Below are 19,410 nucleotides of genomic sequence, written 5' to 3'. Positions count from 1 at the left end.
ACCGATGACCAATATGCCAGAACAAATTGAACAACAGGAATTAGTAATGAAAGATGAAAACCAATTAAAGGTTCAACTGAAAAAAGATCCCGAAGTTCTTCAGTTGGCTGCGAAAATCGATCCCAAAAACCAAATCGCTTTACTGGAATTTGGTCGTGAACCAGCGAATGAAATTTCAGCTTTTACTGGAAAAGTATTGAATTCTGTTCAAGCAAATAGCATGGAAGAGTCTAGTGAGTTACTAAAACAATTAGGTAAAATCATGGATAAATTCGATAAAAAGGATTTTGTCGAAAAGAAAGGTTTCATGAGTAAGATTTTCAATAAAGGAAATAAAGTGATTGAACAATTGTTTAACAAGTATCAGACGATGGGATCTGAAATCGATAAAGTATACGTTGAAATTACAAAGTATGAAGGCGAAATGAAAAAGTCAACGACGACTTTAGAAGAACTATACAATCAAAACTTTAATTACTTTATGGAACTGGAAAAATATATCGCAGCAGGTGACATTAAAGTGGAGGAATTGAGAGCTCAAGAGCCAGCAGTCCGTGCAAAAGCGGAATCTGGTGATCAAATGGCTTTGATGGAATTAAACTCCTTGCAAAATGCGATTGAACTTCTAGAACAGCGTGTTTACGACCTGGAAATGGCGAAACAAGTTTCTTACCAGTCGGCACCTCAGATCCGTATGCTCCAGCGTGGTAATACGAAACTAATTGGGAAAATCAACTCGGCTTTCGTGACAACCATTCCGATTTTTAAAACTGGTTTAATTAATGCGATCGCGGCTAAACGTCAAAACCTAGTTGCTGAATCGATGAGTGAATTAGATCGCCGTACGAACGAAATGCTACTCAACAACGCGAATGATATTTCACGTCAAAGTGTAGACATTGCAAGAATGTCCGGTCAACCGAGCATCAAGATTGAAACCATTGAGCAGACATGGGAGACTATTATGCAAGGGATGAATGACACGCGCGAGATTGAGCAAGAAAATCGCAAAATGCGTGAAGAAGGACGTCTCCGCATCGAAGAATTACAGAAGAAGTATGAAGATACTCAACGTAAAGCTAACTAATCGAGGAGGAAAATTACAATGTCAGCAATCAACCTTTCAAAAGGACAGAAGATCGACTTGACTAAAACAAATCCAGGACTCACAAAAGTGGTCGTTGGTTTAGGCTGGGATACGAACAAATATAGCGGCGGAGGAGACTTCGATTTAGATGCATCCATTTTCCTTGTAGGCGAAAATGGCAAATCACGTGGACCGGAAGATTTTGTTTTTTACAACAATCTTGAAGGCGGCAACGGTTCGGTTGTCCACACGGGGGATAACTTAACTGGAGAAGGCGACGGCGATGATGAGCAAGTAATCGTTGATTTGCCGAACGTTCCTGCAGACATCCATAAAGTGGTCTTTACCGTAACCATCCATGAAGCAGATAGCCGCAGCCAAAACTTTGGTCAGGTTTCCAATGCTTTTATCCGTATTATGAATGAAAGCTCGAACGAAGAATTAATCCGTTATGATCTTGGAGAAGATTTTTCGATTGAAACGGCGTTAGTGGTTGGAGAATTGTATCGCCACGGCAACGAATGGAAATTTAACGCAATTGGCAGTGGCTATCAAGGCGGCCTTGCGGCATTAGTAAATGATTTTGGGTTAAATTAATTGAAAATGGGTCTGTCCCAAAAGTCATGAAAAAATGACTTTTCGGGACAGCCCCATTTTACATTTATGAGAAAAGGCTGATGTCCATTTCGACGGACGCTTTCCGCGGGCACGGCCTCAGCCGGCTACGCCGTCTTCACCACGCGTCGCTCCGTTCCCATCAGCCATTCGAAACCTAAATCAGGATATAAAAAAACCGTTCATTTCTTTAAAGTGAAAATTTCCATACTATCGTTACAGAAAGGCCGATTTTATGTAAAATCCAAAGCAGACTTCCCCGTATGAAGGATTACTAACGGCTTTTTTTGACAGCCATGGCTAAGATTCTATCTGTCGAGTCCATTACATCAAATAAATCCTCTAAATTGAGCTTTCCACAAAACTCTTAGTGAAACATTTGTTTACCTTATAAACAGCAGGTAAGCAACTAGGTCGATTTACAATCTCCTTTTTATTCTGTACATACTTAGCGTAGCCTTTGATGTTCACTATCAATCGATTGATTGATGTGTACACGTCCATTGACGTAAAATCATCCTCTTACAGCAACTTAATTAACATTAAATTATGAATATTCGATACAAGTTTTTTTATCTATGCTATCCTCGAAAAGAAAGATATAAAACTGAGAGGGTGACAAGCGATGGCAACGATCGATCGAATCAGAGAAATCAGGCGAACTCTTCACGAAAACCCAGAGTTGGGTGGAGAAGAGTGGGCAACTTCAACACTGATACAAGAAGAGTTGCAAAAAGCCGGTATTTCATTCAAAACAGGTTTTGCAAAAACGGGTGTTTTAGGTGTAATCGAAGGTGGCAGCAAAGGTGGAACAGTCGCATTACGTGCTGATATTGATGCCCTGCCAATCTTGGAAAAGACGGCTATCGACTTTAAATCTAAAGTCGATGGCAAAATGCATGCATGTGGCCATGACGCGCACACTTCAATGTTACTCGGAACTGCCTTTAAGCTACAAGAAATGAAAGATCAATTGTCTGGTCGTGTTCTACTTATTTTTCAGCCCAATGAAGAAACATCACCAATCGGTGGAGCAAGACCAATGATGGAAGATGGATTGTTTGATGAATTTCAGCCTGATGTCATCTTTGGACAGCATGTTTGGCCTGATCTGCCAGTCGGACAGATTGGCGTGCGTGATAAGGAAATGATGGGGGCTTCTGATACCTTATCTTTCACAATAACAGGTGCCGGGGGACATGCCAGTATGCCTCATCAGGGAAAAGACGCTATTGTTATAGCAGCAGAGTTCATCTCATCGCTACAGTCGATTGTCAGCCGTAATGTAAATCCATTAGAATCTGCAGTAATTACTATTGGCACAATCAATGGCGGATATCGCTACAACGTAATAGCAGATCAAGTAGTCTTAAAAGGGACAGTTCGTACCTATAGCAAGAAAGCTAAAGAGACAGTAAAACGTCGTCTAGAAAATCTTGTGAAAGGTTTTGAAATTGCGTACGAAGTAGAAATCGATTTTGATTATGTCGATGGCTACGGAGCCACGATAAACACTCCTAAATGGGCAGAGTTAGTACGCGGAAGTGCAGCTCAACTATACGGAGATGATGCGTTGCCTGTGTTGGATCCATCTATGGCCGGAGAAGATTTCTCTCGTTTTCTAGAAAAAGTACCGGGAGCTTTTTATTGGCTTGGTTGTTCGAAGGAGGACGTGGAACAACCTAAACCTTTGCATGATCCGGAATTCTTTTTTGAGGAAGCAGCTTTAGAAATTGGAGTCGAAACGATGACGAAAGTGACAGTTAATGCACTAAATATATTGAAAAAATAATTTTTTTCGAGAGCCAATAATAAGTAGTTAGGAAAAGTTTATTACCGGAAACACTTGATTATTCGTTCGTTATTTGGCTATAATGTTCAAAATATTAAGTTTTTAGATGAAGAGGGGGCCTATTATGAAAAAACAGGTACAAAATGGAGACAAGCAAGGAATTTTCATCCGCTTTCTCAATATCATTGAAAAGTTGGGCAACAAACTACCTGATCCGTTCATGATTTTTGTGTATTTAGCAGTCGTTGTCATAATCGCATCTTTTATCTTTAGCTTATTCGATGCTTCTGTTGTCCATCCAGGAACTGGAGAAACCTTGGCTATTCAGAACTTGTTATCGGGACTAGGACTTCAATATATTGTAACTTCCATGTTGGAGAACTTTACAGGATTTGCTCCGTTGGGAACTGTATTGGCTATTATGCTTGGAATCGGCTTAGCTGAAAAAGTGGGTTTATTGGAAATCGTAATCCGTAAAACTATTTTAAAAGCACCCGCATCGCTCGTTACATATGCTATTGCATTCGTAGGAATTATGGGGAATATCGCATCTGACGCGGCTCAGATTTTAATACCGCCTCTAGCAGCAATGGTGTTTTATAAGATTGGTCGTCATCCACTTGCGGGCTTGGCCGTTGGATTTGCCAGTGCTGGAGCTGGATTTACAGCGAATTTATTGATTGTCGGAACAGATGCGTTGCTGTCGGGTATCTCGACAGAAGCAGCAGCTATTCTTAACGATCAGATTATTGTTACACCAGCGGATAATTGGTACTTCAATATTGTTTCAGTTTTTGTGCTGACGGTGGTTGCGGCTTTAGTGACAGAAAAAATCATTGAACCAAAACTTGGGGAATATGAAGGCGACAAAATAATTGATGTCAGTGCTGAAGAAAATCCGAAAGCCAATAAAGGATTGCGGAACGCGGGATTAGCTGGACTGGCTTATATTATGATGATAATCATCCTAATTGCATGGCCAGATTCAACTTTGCGTAACGAAGAAGGTGGATTGATACCATCCCCGTTCTTGACTGGAATTGTACCGTTTATACTAGGCTTATTTATTGTGCTTGGTGTTGCTTATGGGAAAACCGTTGGTGTCATTAAAAACTCTCGTGATGCAGTAAACTTTATGGGCGAATCTATTAAAGATATGTCAGGATTTATTGTACTTATATTTGCAGCTTCTCAATTTATCGCTTACTTCACATGGACAAATATTGGAACATGGATCGCGGTAAATGGTGCAGAATTATTGACTCAAATCAATTTCACTGGAATATATCTCATTATCGGATATATCCTCTTTACGTCCATGCTGAATTTCCTGATTTCTTCAGGATCTGCTAAATGGGCTCTAGAAGCACCCGTTTTTGTGCCACTGTTTATGCAATTGGGTTATCATCCGGCATTCACGCAGATGGCTTATCGGATTGGAGATTCTTCCACCAATATTGTGACTCCTCTAAATCCATATTTTATCGTCGTCTTGTCGTTTGTAAGAGAATACGATAAAAAAGCAGGAATGGGAACTTTAATTTCGTTGATGATTCCCTATACACTGTCTTTCCTTATTGTTTGGATTATCATGTTCCTAATTTTCTTCTATGCAGGATGGCAATTTGGCCCAGGAATCACACCTTATTTATAAAAAAATTTACTTTATGAGGAGGATAATAAGTGGTAGAAATAGTAATCGATGACCAGCTGCAAGAACATATGATTGAATGGAGACGTGATTTCCATAAGCATGCAGAATCTGGATTTTTAGAGATGCGCACTGCTTCTCTTGTTGCAAGGCAACTGTCCAAACTTGGGTATTCACTAAAAATAGCTGAAGAAGTGATGAAAGCTGACCAGCGAATGGGTATGCCAAGTCCCCAAAAATTGGATGAGCATTATAAATGGGCTGAACAAAATGGAGCCGATCTGGAATGGTTGCCGAACTTCAAGAATGGCATGACAGGAGTCGTCGCTGTGCTTGAAACTGGAAAACCAGGTTCGGTCATTGCTTACCGTTTTGATATGGATGCGTTGGATATTCAGGAGGAAATGGCTGAAGGTCATTTTCCATTCGATCAAGGTTTCCAATCAGTCAACGCTGATAAAATGCATGCCTGTGCACATGACGGTCATACTTCGATTGGGCTTGGCTTTGCGAAAACCTTAATGAATAATAAAGAAAAGCTGACAGGTACAATCAAATTGATTTTCCAACCAGCAGAAGAAGGGACACGTGGAGCAAAATCAATGGTAGCGGCAGGTGTCGTTGACGATGTTGATGTCTTCATCGCTATGCACCTTGGTACTGGAGTTCCAACAGGTGAATTTGTGGCAGGCAATTCGGGTTTCTTAGCAACTACAAAAATCGATGTTATTTTTAAAGGTGAAACTTCTCACGCAGGTGGTAAACCGGAAGACGGGCGCAATGCGCTAATGGCGGCCTCTTCTGCAGTTCTTGGTTTATATGGTATTCCTCGCCACTCAGCAGGGGCTTCACGAGTCAATGTCGGGGTTCTGAATGCGGGCTCTGGTCGTAATATTATTCCAGGGTCTGCTCAAATGAAAATTGAAACGAGGGGAGAAACTTCTGAAATTAATGACTATATTCGATCGCAGGCGTTTGCAGTGTTATCAGGTGCTGCGGCAATGTACGGCGTAGAAGTAGCAACAGAAGTTGTTGGGGAAGCCAAAAGTAGCATTCCGAGTAAAGAACTTGTCGACATGTTGTACGATGTTGCCCAAAGTTCACCATATTTCACTAAAACAATTGACTGGTCTACCGATTCGGCAGGTTCCGAAGATGCAACGTATTATATGGAACATGTTAAAGCAAATGGAGGGTTGGCCACATATTGTGTCGTGGGTAGTGATTTGGCAGCTGGGCATCATAATGAACGGTTTGACTTTGATGAAAAGTCGATGCTGTCAGCCGTCGACATACTATACCGTTCTGCATTGAAATTAAATAAGGTATAAAGAAAAGACGGCAGGATTTCCTAGGCCACTGAAAATTCTTCTCTCGAAACTAGGAGAGACAAAAAAAAGAAGACAGATTGGCAGATTATCCTGTCTTCTGTCTCCTTTTTTTATTTTGCGCTGAGTAACTCAAGTCTTCATTTCAATTTCACAGTAAAATTGTCATGCCGTTGAGTGTAGCTTCGGATGACGTGCGATGTCCATACCAATTCTTCAATTACAGTGTTCTTAGCTTCAGTTTTATATCGCTCTTTGGCGGTCTGCCTGAAGAATTCACTTTCTTGGAATGCAAGTTGATTTACATACTCGGTTGATTTAATGGTTATGGAATAGGTCTTACTTTTAGCTCTTTCTTTGTAACAGCCTTCTCTCAGCAGACAGCTTTTGACTGCTTGCTCTTTTTTTATTTCACAGCAGAAGGCTTGACGTCTTTAGGAATAGGACAAATATAGGGTTCTTTTTTTCGCTTTTCCGTATGTTCGGCTTTGATTGCCTGAAGATCTTCAGGGTGGGTAAATAAATGAATGGCGGTGTTTGCCATAGCTTCAGATGATAACAACATGCCATTATGTGCAAATGAACTAATGCCTTGTGTTACCATCTGCCAAGTATGAAGAGGAGTACCGATAGCTGAAGTAGCAGTCGTTAATTGAGCAGTCGGAACAACCCAACTAACATCAGATACATCAGTGGAGCCAGCCATAACTTCAGCGGAAGGAATATACTCAGAAATAATATCCGACAGGTATTTGCCCTTGAACTCGCTACTGTCTCCGCTATAGCCAAACGACTTCATACCAGCAAGGGAATTTTCTTTTTCGCCTTCAGATAAAGTCTTCCAGATGTCTTTGGCGAATTGCTGTTCTTCTTCGGTGGGCTGGATAGCTCCAGCTTCATGTAATTTTTCGTTTAGAATTAATTCCAATCTTCGATTTGGTTCGTAGTTGGAACAAGCTTTATCGAAGATGATGGTCATTTCAGTTTCCGTCATCAATGCGGCACCTTGAGCGATTTTACAGATGCGTTTATAAATATCATCAACTTGAGCGACTTTAGGCGCGCGAATTAAGTATAGTACTTCCGCTTCTGACTGAACAACGTTTGGTGAAAATCCGCCGCTATTGGTAATGGCGTAATGCATTCTTGCTTCTTGGACGACGTGTTCACGCAAGTAATTGACGCCCACATTCATCAACTCAACTGCGTCTAGGGCGCTGCGTCCTAAATGTGGAGAGTTAGCTGCATGTGAAGCTACACCTTTGAACCGGAAATAGACTTGGTAATTAGCAAGACTCGATAAACTCATGATGGAATTAGCATAAGAAGGGTGCCAGGTTAAAGCGATATCCAGATCATCAAATATTCCTTCACGTACCATAAAAGTTTTGCCGGAACCGCCTTCTTCTGCTGGACAGCCATAGAATTTCACTGTTCCGTTAGTATTATTATCGATAAGAAACGCTTTTACGGCAAATGCTGCTGCCAGAGCGCCAGTTCCAAGCAAGTTATGACCACAGCCATGGCCAATGCCGCCTAATTTTATGGGTTCTTGTTTTGTTGAGTTAGCTTTTTGGCTAAGTCCAGATAAGGCATCGAATTCACCAAGAAACCCGATGACTGGTTTACCGCTACCATAGGATGCGATAAACGCGGTTTCAATACCGCCAACGCCATATTGAACGGAAAACCCTTCTTTTTCTAGTTCATTAGCTAAAAAAGAAGCAGATTCAAATTCCAAATAGCGTGTTTCGGGATGTTCCCAAATGTATTGGCTAATTGATTCAAAATGATTTCTGTTAGTTAATAAATATTGATGAACAGAAAAATCAGTGGACATGCCGGCATCTCCTTTGGAATAAATTTATACTCAGTATAGCAAAAAGACATGTAAATCTAAAATGAAAATTGAATTGATATATTTTGTTGAATTATAAAAATATTTTCTTTTTTCTACACTTAGTGCCTTCTAGGTTTATATAGGATGGAAACGTTTCCAAAGAAAACTAATTATTTTTTATATATTGACAATGGATTTTCACCTGTATATGATGGAGTCAATTCAAATATACAGAATAACTATGTTGATGGAGATACGCTTCGTGTAGAGAAATCTTAAGAGAGCTGATGGTTGGTGAGAATCAGTGATTTCGACATTTAGCAGCACTCCTGAATAGATGGATTGAATACCCCAGTAGGTCCATCCGTTTCATGTCCGTTACGCATGTGAACCAATGAGGCTGTCTATTTTGTGACAGTGAATTAGGGTGGTACCGCGAATCAGACTCTTCGCCCCTTACATTTTTTATGTGAGGGGCGAGGAGTCTTTTTTGTCGTCTTTCTACAATTACTGGCCCAAATATTGGGTAATCGAGAGGGGAATAGAGTTTATTATGCTAACAGACCAACATATTTTGCGAATCCCAGGACCAACGCCAATTCCGCCAAGCGTGCAACGCGCTATGGCTCAACCAATGATCGGGCACCGCGGACAAAGTACATCCGAAATGATCAGCGACATCAGACCGAGATTAAAACGTGTTTTTGGAACGAAACAGGAAGTTATGATTTTAACGGGTAGCGGAACCGCGGGACTAGAAGCGGCGGTTGTTAATACAGTAGCTCCCGGCGAAGAAGTTTTAGTTCTTGTAACAGGAGCATTCGGAGAACGGTTTGCAAAAATTTGTAAAGCATATGGCATTCAAACTCATGTTTTCGAAGTGGAATGGGGCTTAGCAGTTGACCCACAAGCAGTAAAAAGCTTCTTATTGGAGCATCCTGAAATCAAAGTGATTTTCTCGACTTTCTGTGAAACATCAACGGGTGTCTTGAACCCAGTCAAGGAGTTAGCTGCTGCAGTTAAAGAAGTGTCTGACGCACTTGTTATCGTCGACGGCGTCTCTTGTGTAGCCGGTACAGAAACTGAAATGGATAAATGGGGAATCGATGTTGTGGTGACGGGTTCACAAAAAGCCTTTATGTTACCTGCAGGTCTATCGTTTATCGCAGCAAGTGATCGTGCTTGGAAGAAAATCAAAGCTAATCCGCAACCACGATTTTATCTAGATCTTCAAAAACATCGCGACAATCTATTAAAAGATACAACACCATTTACTCCAGCACTGTCGATTTTATTCGGCTTGCAGCAAGTATTAGAGTTGTTAGAAGAGGAAGGACTCGAACAAGTATATGCGAGGCACCGTCTGATGAAAAATATGACACGTGCTGCATTCAAGGCACTCGGCATACCGTTGCTGACTTCTGACAAAGATGCATCACCAACCGTCACAGCTGTAAAGCCGGATGACTTTGATGCAGAACAATTCCGCCACGTGATGAAAAAAGAATTTGCTCTTGAAATAGCAGGTGGCCAACAGCATTTAGCGAAAAAGATTTTCCGGATCGGTCACATGGGCTATTGTTCTCCGGCAGACATGTTGCAAACATTGGCTGCAATGGAAATCGGTTTAATGAAAATTGGCAAGAAAATCGAACTTGGCAAAGGAATTGCCGCTGCACAGCGAGTCTTTTTGACAGAAGGAGAGAATAACTAAATGACTTTTCACATACTAATCAGCGATCCACTTAGCGAAGAAGGCATTTATCCTTTGCGTCAGGCAAACGGCGTAAATATTGTGATCGAAACCACCTTAACGCCGGAACAACTAGAAGATCGTATTGATGGGTTTGACGCTTTGCTTGTTCGAAGCCAGACGCAAGTAACGCGTGAATTGATTGAAAAAGCGTCTAACTTGAAGATTATTGGACGTGCAGGTGTTGGCGTAGACAATATTGATTTAGAAGCTGCTACAGAACATGGGATTATCGTCGTTAATGCACCGGACGGCAATACAAACTCAGCTGCAGAGCATACGATGGCCATGATGATGTCGATGGCGCGCAAAATTCCGCAAGCCTTCCATGCCTTGCGCAACCAGCAATGGGACCGTAAATCTTACGTAGGTGTCGAGCTAAAAAATAAAACGCTTGGAGTAGTTGGATTTGGTCGAATTGGTCAGGAAGTAGCAGCACGCGCTAAAGGACAACGGATGAACATCATTGCCTATGATCCTTTTCTAACGGCTGAAAAAGCGGAAAAGCTTGGAGTGGATTTTGGATCGGTTGAGGATGTACTGAAAGTAGCGGATTTTGTTACAGTTCATACACCACTTTTGAAAGATACAAAGCACTTGATTAATAAAGAAGCATTTGAAATTATGAAAGATGGCGTCCAGATTATTAATTGTGCACGTGGTGGAATTATTGATGAAAATGCACTGTTTGATGCTGTGAAGTCTGGCAAAGTGGCTGGAGCCGCGCTTGATGTATTTGAGCAAGAGCCGATGGTTGATTTTCGTTTATTGGATTTGCCTGAAATTATTGCAACACCCCATTTGGGTGCGAGTACGTTTGAAGCGCAAGAAAGCGTAGCAGTGGATGTCAGTATGGACGTCGTCAGTTACTTTACAACAGGAACTGTCCGGAATTCAGTGAATTTGCCATCCGTACCGAAAGAAATTATGAAAAAAATTGAACCTTATTTTGATTTGTCAGAGCGATTGGGTGCTTTTTTGACGGATCTGACAGGTGCCACTGCTGAAGAAGTCACCATACGCTATGCTGGAGAATTAGCTAATATGGATGTTAGGCCGTTAACGCGTAACATGTTAAAAGGCATGTTGAAGCGTCATCTTGGTAAACAAGTTAATAATGTGAATGCCTTGTACCTTGCCAATCAAAAAGGTATTGTCGTTACTGAACAAAAGACTACAGAATCAAAAGGCTTTACGACGTTAATCACAGTAGAAGTAAAGACTGCGAATGGCGTTAGAAAAGTGGCTGGAACTTTATTAAATGGACAAGGAGCTCGCATCGTTAAAGTGGATGATTATTTAGTGGATGTCGTGCCAGAAGGTCATCTCTTGTACGTTCGCCATAATGACCGTCCAGGTGTCATTGGTCGCGTGGGTACGCTACTAGGCGTTGAGGATGTCAACATTGCTACTATGCAAGTAGGGCGTTCAATTATTGGTGGAGATGCGATTATGATGTTGTCTATTGATAAACCAGCAGACACAAGTAGTTTAGCGAAATTAGCAAAATTAGATGAAATCCAAGGCGTTACTGCTATCAACTTATAATAAATAGAAAGGGCTGTCACCATAAGTCATTTTTTATGACATTTGGTGACAGCCCTTTTGCTATTCCTGGAAAGATCGGCTAATTGCTAGTGTAACAAACGCTTTGTTATGAATAGTCACGTATTTCTCGCTTTTTGATTACAGTTGTTCTAATAACTGAAGCAATTCTTCTAAATGTTGAATTTCGTAAGTTGGAATGATTGTTTCATGGGGCGCTTTCTGCTCGCGGTTGATCCAAACAGAGCGAATCCCTGCTTTTTCAGCACCGATGATGTCCGTCATTAAGTTATCGCCAACCATCAGCACTTCTTCGGCTAGAACATTAGATTTCGATAAGGCATACTGGAAAATACTCGGATCGGGTTTGCCTTTTCCATACGCACCAGAGACAATAATGTGGTCAAAAAATGGTGCGATTTCAGGTGTGATTTCAAGTTTGAGCTGCTGTAAGCTAGGCGAGCCGTTGGTCAATAAGAGCAATTGGTAATGTTCTTTCAAGTCTGCCAATACTTTTAAGCTTTCTTCATACAGTACAGGATTTCTTTTACGTGCTTTCGGAAAAAAGTCGGCTAGTTGACTACCGATCTTAGCACAGTTTTCAATACCAATATGCTGTAAACCAAGCGTCCAAGCATCTTGGCGATAAGTTGGCACGATGGTTTTCATCTGTTGAAAATCTGTACCTTGATCGTCAAAGTTTCCCCATAGACCTTCAAAAGGATTGATGCCAATCATTTTGGTGAAAGCATATGTATCATATCCTGCGTAAAGCTCAGTTGCTACCATTCTTACCGCTGTTTCCAAACCGGAACAGTCTTGACCAGTTAGTTCTTCGGCAAAACTACACGTTTCCTGGAACGCTTTTTCAACACTTTTCTTATCCCACAACAAGGTATCGTCTAAATCGAAAAAAATCGCTTTGACCATCAGTGTAAGCTCCTCCTGACAAGTTCTTTAGTTTGTTCAAGTGTACTGGAAAAATGAACAAAAACATAGGGAGTTCAGAATTCTGTCACTGAACATTACAAAGCGTGGATGCTATTATATGTGCAGGGAGTGAAAACAATGACAATCAGCAATTTGACTATGTCTTTATGGGAAGAAGCCATTGACTATATAAGTATTTGTTTTGATGAACTGGGCAAGAGCGAACACCAAAAAGCAGATAGATTGCTTGAAGTCAAAATGGAAATCACCAATACGGGGACTTATACACACAGTTATGAAGAATTAGAACACGGTGCACGGATGGCGTGGCGTAATAACAATCGCTGTATTGGTAGGTTATTTTGGAATTCACTAACAATTTTTGATGAACGACATCAAACATCTGCAGAAGGTGTTTTCGATGCACTAATTCGCCATATTGATTTTGCAACAAACGATGGAAAGATTCGTCCAGCCATTACCATTTTTCGACCGGCCACAAAAAATGAGCAACCGATGAGGTTATGGAACCATCAGCTCGTTCGGTATGCAGGATATGAAACTGAAAACGGTATTATTGGAGATTCAAGTTCGATAGAATTCACTAAACAATGTCAAAAGCTTGGCTGGCAAGGAGAAAGAACAGCTTTTGATATTTTGCCATTAGTGATAGAAATGCCAAACCGTGAGCCTGCATTAAAAGAAATTCCACGACAATCGATTAAAGAAGTTGAAATCGATCATCCAGAAATCTTAGCATTTTCACAGCTCGGTTTGAAATGGTATGGAGTACCGCTTATTTCGGATATGTTGCTTGAAATTGGCGGCATTGAATACCAAGTAGCGCCTTTTAACGGCTGGTATATGGGAACAGAAATTGGTGCGAGAAACTTAGCGGATGAAGATCGGTATAATGCCTTGCCAGAACTAGCAAAATTGATGAACTTAAATACACAGTCAAACCGTTCTCTATGGAAAGACAAGGCTTTAGTTGAATTGAATATCGCGGTATTGGAATCATTTCATAAAGCTGGTGTGACCATTGTCGATCATCATACAGCAGCAAAGCAATTTAAAAATTTTGAGAAAAAAGAACAAGCAGAAGGACGAGATGTAACCGGCAACTGGGCTTGGCTGATTCCGCCCATGTCTCCAGCAACAACTCACATTTTTCATAAACCTTACAGAAACAACGTGGTTAAACCAAATTATTTTCATCAACAAACTCCTTATCAAATAAACTAAAGAAATTCTACAACCATACGTTAGAACGGGCAGTGATATCCTTTAAATGGATAAAAACTGCTTTTTTTAACCGCGAAATACGTTACATTTAAATGATTTGTATTATAATAGTAGTTAGTAACTATCATCTAGTGTAAGACATTATAGAGAGAAGGAAATTTAATGGGACGTAAATGGAATAATATTAAAGAAAAGAAAGCATCTAAAGATGCCAACACAAGCCGAATTTACGCGAAATTCGGACGTGAAATATATGTAGCAGCCAAACAAGGCGAACCAGATCCAGAATCAAACCAAGCCTTAAAAGTAGTGTTGGAACGAGCAAAAACGTATAGCATTCCGAGAGCAATTATCGACCGAGCAGTGGACAAAGCTAAAGGTGGATCAGAAGAAAGCTTCGACGAATTACGTTATGAAGGATTTGGACCAAACGGCTCAATGGTCATCGTAGATACTTTGACAAATAACGTTAACCGTACGGCTTCAGACGTCCGTGCAGCTTTTGGCAAAAACGGAGGCAATATGGGCGTCAGTGGTTCAGTTGCTTATATGTTCGATCACACAGCGGTATTTGGTATTGAAGGCAAAACAGCTGACGAAGTTCTTGAGTTGATGATGGAAGCGGACGTTGACGTGCGTGACATTATGGAAGAAGAAGACGGAGTTATTGTCTATGCAGAACCTGATCAATATCATTTAGTGCAAGAAGCGTTTAAAACTGCCGGCATTACAGAATTCACTGTAGCTGAATTGACAATGCTTGCTCAAAACGAATTACCCTTGACGGAAGATGCACAGGAACAATTTGAGAAAATGATTGATGCAATTGAAGACCTGGAAGATGTTCAGCAAGTTTATCACAATGTAGATTTAGATGGATAATTCTGAAAAAGTATAGTTAACGATATTTTCCGAAGCTTATCTTACGGTTCCGCGAGGCTGGAACCGAGTCTTCTTATCTTCTTTTTATAAGTAAAAGTGAGGTATTACCTTGTTTAACGATCTAAGGAAACACTTTGAGTAAAATCAAAGTGTTTCTTTTTTACGGATTATAATCTGATAATTTGGAATTTGACTTGTAATTCAAAAATAGAACGACTATACTAAAATTGAAGAAATAGTATAAATATTTCGTCTTTTTATTTAGAGATAAATGTAAGGGCTTTCAAAAAGTTTCTTAGTAAGAAATTCTGACTTTTAAAAAATTTGAAGCATAATAAAAAATTGGGGGAAACATAAATGCTGAAAGAGTTATCACCGAAGGCAGATGAGTTAAGAACAAAATTACTAAGGTTTATGGAAAATTATGTGTATCCAAACGAAGCTACAGTTGAGAAATATCGACAACAAGCAGAGGATCGCTGGACCATTGCACCGATTATTGAAGAACTGAAAGAAAAAGCAAAAGAACAAGGGTTATGGAATTTGTTTTTGGACCATCCCGAATACGGAGCTGGATTATCGAATTATGACTACGCTCATTTATCCGAGATTATGGGACGTTCGTTAATTGCACCTGAGTTGTTTAACTGTAATGCACCAGATACTGGAAACATGGAAGTGTTTGTGAAATACGGAACAGATGAGCAGAAAAAGCAGTGGCTTGAGCCTTTACTGCGCGGAGAAATTCGTTCGTGCTTCTCGATGACCGAGCCTGCTGTTGCTTCTTCTGATGCTACTAATATTCAAAGTAGCATTGCGCGCGACGGCGATGAATACGTGATTAACGCGAAAAAATGGTGGACAACTGGAGCAATGGATCCTCGTTGTAAAATTGCAATTGTTATGGGTAAAACAGATCCAAATGCAGCAAAACACCAGCAGCAATCGATGATTCTCGTGCCTTTTGATACACCTGGAGTCGAAATCATCCGACCACTGACGGTCTTTGGATACGACGACGCACCGCAAGGTCATGCTGAAGTTCACTACAACAATGTACGTGTTCCAGTATCAAATATGCTGCTAGGTGAAGGGCGCGGCTTTGAAATCGCGCAAGGGCGTTTAGGACCTGGGCGTATACATCATTGCATGCGTGCAATTGGTGCTGCGGAACGTGCACTTGAACTGTTGTGTAAACGTGCGGATAGCAGAGAGGCGTTTGGATCTACGTTAGCTGATAAAGACGTCATCCGAGAAATTATTGCTGAAAGTCGGATTGAAATTGAACAAGCGCGTCTTTTGACTTTGCATGCAGCTCACAAAATCGATGAAGGTGGGGTGAAATCGGCACGTAAAGAAATCGCTATGATCAAAATCGCGGTGCCACGCGTCTCCATTAATGTGATTGATCGTGCGATACAGGTTTTTGGCGGAGCTGGACTTACAGAAGATTTCCCGTTAGCAGCACATTACGCCAATGCTCGTGCACTGCGTTTGGTTGATGGACCGGACCAAGTGCATTTGCGGGATGTTGGTCGCCTTGAACTGCGCGAACAATTAGAAGAAATAATAAATATGAAATAAGGGAGGTGTGATAGGAGGAGAGTCGTTAACAGTCCATAAAATTCAAACCAAATAATCTCAAATTCTTCACTAGCACATTTTACAGAGTCAAAAAGTAAGAGGAGTAATTAAGTACTTTACTTTTAAGAAATTGATACTATAAAAATCAGAAACTATTATTGGAGGGGAACACATGAATATTGTTAGCATTTTAGCACAAAACGCATTGAGACATCCGGATAAACCAGCACTTGTTTTTGAAGACAGGTCGTACACGTATCATGAATTTAATAAAATGGTTAATCAGCTTGCCAACGGTTTAATTGCTTTAGGCATACAAAAAGGAGAAAAAATTGCATTGATGATGAAGAACTCGGATTACTTTGCGATTTCTTATTATGCAGTTGCTAAAGCAGGTGCCGTGGTTGTGCCCATGAACTTCAGACTAGTCGCACGAGAAGCAAATTATATTCTGGAACAATCAAATAGTGTTTTTGTTATTTGTGATCAAGAATATGAAAAAATGATTCACGATGCTAGCCGTACGATTCCTGCAGTTCGCCAAGTGATTACAGTAGAAACAGCAGAAAACAAAGGCAGTCTCTCTTTGCAAGATGTATTATCGAAAAATAGTGCTGAACCGGCTGTCGAAATCAACAACACGGATGATCTTCATATTTTATATACATCAGGAACAACAGGTAACCCAAAAGGAGCGGTTTTTGATCACCAGCGCGTTTTGAATGTAACTGTTGGGTGTATTGGATTGCTCGGTTATAACACGCGCGAAAGATTTATTCATGTAGCACCTTTATTCCATGCGGCTCAATTGGTTATTTGTATGACGAGTAGTTTTTTGTTAGGTGGATTCAATGTAATCCATAAAGAATTTAATCCAGAAGCCATGTTACGAGATATCGAAAAATATAAGATTACTAGTCTTTTTGCCATTCCAACGATGTTCAAATTCTTAATCGAATTCCCAGGTGGAGAAAAATACGATGTTTCTTCTATTCAACGGTTCCTGTATGGCGCAGCTCCGATGTCTAGAGAAATGGTCAATCAGACGATGAAATTCTTTAACTCGAACAATTTTTACAGCTTGTGTGGATTAACAGAAGGTGGACCATCAGGCATATACCTATCGCCGGAAGATCATAAAGAAAAAGTGGGTGCTTCTGGTAAAGACGGGCTATTGTTCACAGAAGCTAAGTTAGTTACGCCGGAAGGACAAGAAACAGAACCCAACGTGGTGGGAGAATTTGTTCTTAAAGGTGATACGGTGATGAAAGAATATTATAAAAAACCTCAAGAAACTGCCGCAACACTTAGAGATGGGTGGTTATACACAGGTGATTTAGGTTACCGAGATAAGGATGGCTACATCTACATTGTAGACCGCATAAAAGACATGATTATTACAGGTGGAGAGAATGTCTATTCTGTGGAAGTGGAAAACGTTTTAGGAACTCATCCGAAAATTGCAGACGTCGCAGTAATCGGATCACCTGATGAGCAGTGGGGTGAAATCGTAACAGCTGTTATTGCAAGCAAGCCAAACGAGACCATTGAACTGGATGAACTTGAAGCTTTTTGCCGACAACATTTATCGGGATATAAAATCCCGCGTAAAGTTGTCTTTGTAGAAGCGTTGCCTCGTAATACTTCTGGCAAGCTAATGAAATACAAACTAAGAGAATCGGTAAAAAAGTAATAAATGCAGAATAGCATGTATAGAAGGACAGTGAGGTCAAGCTTGAATCGAACATCTCACTGGCTTCTTCTGCATCAGAATAACTTACCTGTCATCAATACTGACGGATAAACAAGGAGGGATAAAATGAAAAAAAATGCCCGAGTACTTGGTGTAGATATGGTTAAGTTTTCGAAACCAGGAACAAATGAACCCTACGAAGTGATGGCTGCTAAAGCAGTAAAAGGTGCACTTACAGATGCAGGAATTGAATACCGAGAAGTGGAACAAGCTTTTGCTGGATATGTTTATGGAGACAGCACTTGCGGCCAACGAGCATTATATGATATTGGAATGACGGGTATCCCGATTATTAATGTGAATAACAACTGTTCATCAGGTTCTTCCGCATTGTTCATGGCTCGTCAAGCTGTTGAATCTGGTGAAGTCGAATGTGCACTGGCATTTGGTTTTGAAGAGATGAAACCAGGGGCCCTAGGAAGTGTTTGGGAAGATCGCACGCCACCACTCGGCTGGATGATAGATCATTTGGAAGAAATTGATCCGAATATCCCGAATTCTCCGGAAGCGATTAAAATGTTTGGCGCAGCTGGTAGTGCATATTTAGAAAAATATGGAGCGAACCCAAATATCTTTGCGAAAGTAGCTGTCAAAACGCGAAATCATGCTGTTTTGAATCCATATTCTCTTTTCAACAATAAACTATCGATTGAAGAAGTCATGAATGCACCACTGTTGTATCCAACATTAACTCGTCTCATGGCCTGCCCACCAACTTGTGGCGCAGCTGCTGCTATCGTATGTAGTGAAAATTTTGCGAAAAAACACGGTGTAGAGCATGCGGTTACAATCATTGGTCAAGCGATGACGACGGATACGGTCGTTACTTATGAAAATCCAATGACACTCGTGGGTGCTGAAATGACGCAGCGTGCAGCAAAGATTGTCTATGAAAAATCCGGATTTGGACCGCAAGATATTGATGTTATCGAATTACATGATTGTTTCACACCAAATGAAGTGATCACTTATGAAGGGCTTGGACTTTGTGGTGAAGGAGAGGCAGAAAAATTTATCAGTGATGGGAACAATACACACGGAGGAAAATACGTCATCAATCCATCAGGTGGATTAATGTCAAAAGGACATCCACTTGGAGCAACCGGATTGGCCCAATGTACAGAACTCGTATGGCAATTGCGTGGACAAGCAGGAAAACGTCAAGTTGAAGGAGCAAAAATTGCACTTCAACATAATTTAGGGCTTGGCGGAGCATGTGTAACGACCATGTATCAATTAGGTTAACATTTGGAATAGGAAGTAATAGGAAAAGCTCAAAAATATGAATACTATTATTTCCTTATTTTTTTATTCTATTTTTGAACGTGTATTCAAAAATAGAACGGATATTGATTTTACATTATAAGCGTATTTCTAGGGATAGTGCAGGATGGATCTATTCTAT

Annotated in this window: 14 protein-coding genes, 1 pseudogene and 1 other annotated feature; of the genes and pseudogenes, 12 read left to right on the top strand and 3 right to left on the bottom strand. The window is 40.6% G+C overall.

The features are described from left to right. Positions 1–4 precede the first annotated feature (4 nt). The 5 genes from FQ085_RS04655 (at position 5) to FQ085_RS04635 (ending at position 6,476) form a co-directional block, all read left to right on the top strand. Entirely contained in the window at positions 5–1,087 is a 1,083-nt protein-coding gene (locus FQ085_RS04655) for a toxic anion resistance protein (protein ID WP_058384279.1), read from the top strand. 18 nt (positions 1,088–1,105) lie between these two features. Then, positions 1,106–1,684: a TerD family protein gene (locus FQ085_RS04650; RefSeq protein ID WP_058384280.1), complete on the top strand. Its 579-nt coding sequence runs from the start codon at positions 1,106–1,108 to the stop codon at positions 1,682–1,684. A gap of 643 nt (positions 1,685–2,327) precedes the next feature. After that, positions 2,328–3,494 (top strand): M20 metallopeptidase family protein, encoded by a 1,167-nt coding sequence (locus FQ085_RS04645; RefSeq protein WP_058384281.1) that lies wholly within the window; start codon positions 2,328–2,330, stop codon positions 3,492–3,494. Positions 3,495–3,618: 124 nt separating this feature from the next. After that, complete coding sequence (locus FQ085_RS04640) at positions 3,619–5,148, top strand: AbgT family transporter (RefSeq protein WP_179946120.1); 1,530 nt, start codon at positions 3,619–3,621, stop codon at positions 5,146–5,148. Positions 5,149–5,177: 29 nt separating this feature from the next. Next, the gene (locus FQ085_RS04635; protein WP_269465411.1) at positions 5,178–6,476 is read left to right on the top strand and encodes an amidohydrolase; all 1,299 of its coding nucleotides are present in this window, start codon (positions 5,178–5,180) and stop codon (positions 6,474–6,476) included. Positions 6,477–6,688: 212 nt separating this feature from the next. Here the strand turns inward: FQ085_RS04635 and FQ085_RS18525 are convergent. Together FQ085_RS18525 and FQ085_RS04630 are read right to left on the bottom strand one after the other, a co-directional pair. Beyond that, positions 6,689–6,862: pseudogene (locus FQ085_RS18525) on the bottom strand (IS5/IS1182 family transposase); the annotation flags it as partial. Between the two features lie 17 nt (positions 6,863–6,879). Continuing rightward, complete coding sequence (locus FQ085_RS04630) at positions 6,880–8,313, bottom strand: M20 family metallopeptidase (protein WP_149456043.1); 1,434 nt, start codon at positions 8,311–8,313, stop codon at positions 6,880–6,882. Between the two features lie 235 nt (positions 8,314–8,548). Then, positions 8,549–8,773: a binding site (T-box leader), on the top strand. A 93-nt stretch (positions 8,774–8,866) separates the two neighbouring features. Here FQ085_RS04630 and FQ085_RS04625 point away from each other — a divergent pair. Both FQ085_RS04625 and serA read left to right on the top strand, forming a co-directional pair. Next, positions 8,867–10,027 (top strand): pyridoxal-phosphate-dependent aminotransferase family protein, encoded by a 1,161-nt coding sequence (locus FQ085_RS04625; RefSeq protein WP_058384284.1) that lies wholly within the window; start codon positions 8,867–8,869, stop codon positions 10,025–10,027. Further along, entirely contained in the window at positions 10,028–11,614 is a 1,587-nt protein-coding gene (serA, locus tag FQ085_RS04620) for a phosphoglycerate dehydrogenase (RefSeq protein WP_058384285.1), read from the top strand. A 138-nt stretch (positions 11,615–11,752) separates the two neighbouring features. On the opposite strand, the gene FQ085_RS04615 is transcribed toward serA, so the two are convergent. Next, positions 11,753–12,541, bottom strand: a complete 789-nt coding sequence (locus FQ085_RS04615) for an HAD family hydrolase (protein WP_149456042.1) — start codon at positions 12,539–12,541, stop codon at positions 11,753–11,755. A 138-nt stretch (positions 12,542–12,679) separates the two neighbouring features. On the opposite strand from FQ085_RS04615, the gene FQ085_RS04610 reads away from it, so the two are divergent. The 5 genes from FQ085_RS04610 (at position 12,680) to FQ085_RS04590 (ending at position 19,250) form a co-directional block, all read left to right on the top strand. Then, the gene (locus FQ085_RS04610) at positions 12,680–13,786 is read left to right on the top strand and encodes a nitric oxide synthase oxygenase (RefSeq protein WP_149456041.1); all 1,107 of its coding nucleotides are present in this window, start codon (positions 12,680–12,682) and stop codon (positions 13,784–13,786) included. A gap of 162 nt (positions 13,787–13,948) precedes the next feature. Next, complete coding sequence (locus tag FQ085_RS04605; protein ID WP_058384287.1) at positions 13,949–14,668, top strand: YebC/PmpR family DNA-binding transcriptional regulator; 720 nt, start codon at positions 13,949–13,951, stop codon at positions 14,666–14,668. 357 nt (positions 14,669–15,025) lie between these two features. Continuing rightward, the gene (locus tag FQ085_RS04600; protein ID WP_149456040.1) at positions 15,026–16,252 is read left to right on the top strand and encodes an acyl-CoA dehydrogenase family protein; all 1,227 of its coding nucleotides are present in this window, start codon (positions 15,026–15,028) and stop codon (positions 16,250–16,252) included. Positions 16,253–16,424: 172 nt separating this feature from the next. Then, on the top strand, positions 16,425–17,945 hold the full coding sequence (locus FQ085_RS04595; RefSeq protein WP_149456039.1) for a class I adenylate-forming enzyme family protein: 1,521 nt from the start codon (positions 16,425–16,427) through the stop codon (positions 17,943–17,945). Between the two features lie 126 nt (positions 17,946–18,071). Then, on the top strand, positions 18,072–19,250 hold the full coding sequence (locus tag FQ085_RS04590; protein ID WP_149456038.1) for a lipid-transfer protein: 1,179 nt from the start codon (positions 18,072–18,074) through the stop codon (positions 19,248–19,250). Positions 19,251–19,410 lie beyond the last annotated feature (160 nt).

Origin of the sequence: Planococcus sp. ANT_H30 (assembly GCF_008369335.1) — a bacterium.
GTDB classification, from domain to species: domain Bacteria; phylum Bacillota; class Bacilli; order Bacillales_A; family Planococcaceae; genus Planococcus; species Planococcus kocurii.
This window is presented reverse-complemented; position numbering and strand designations above follow the sequence as displayed.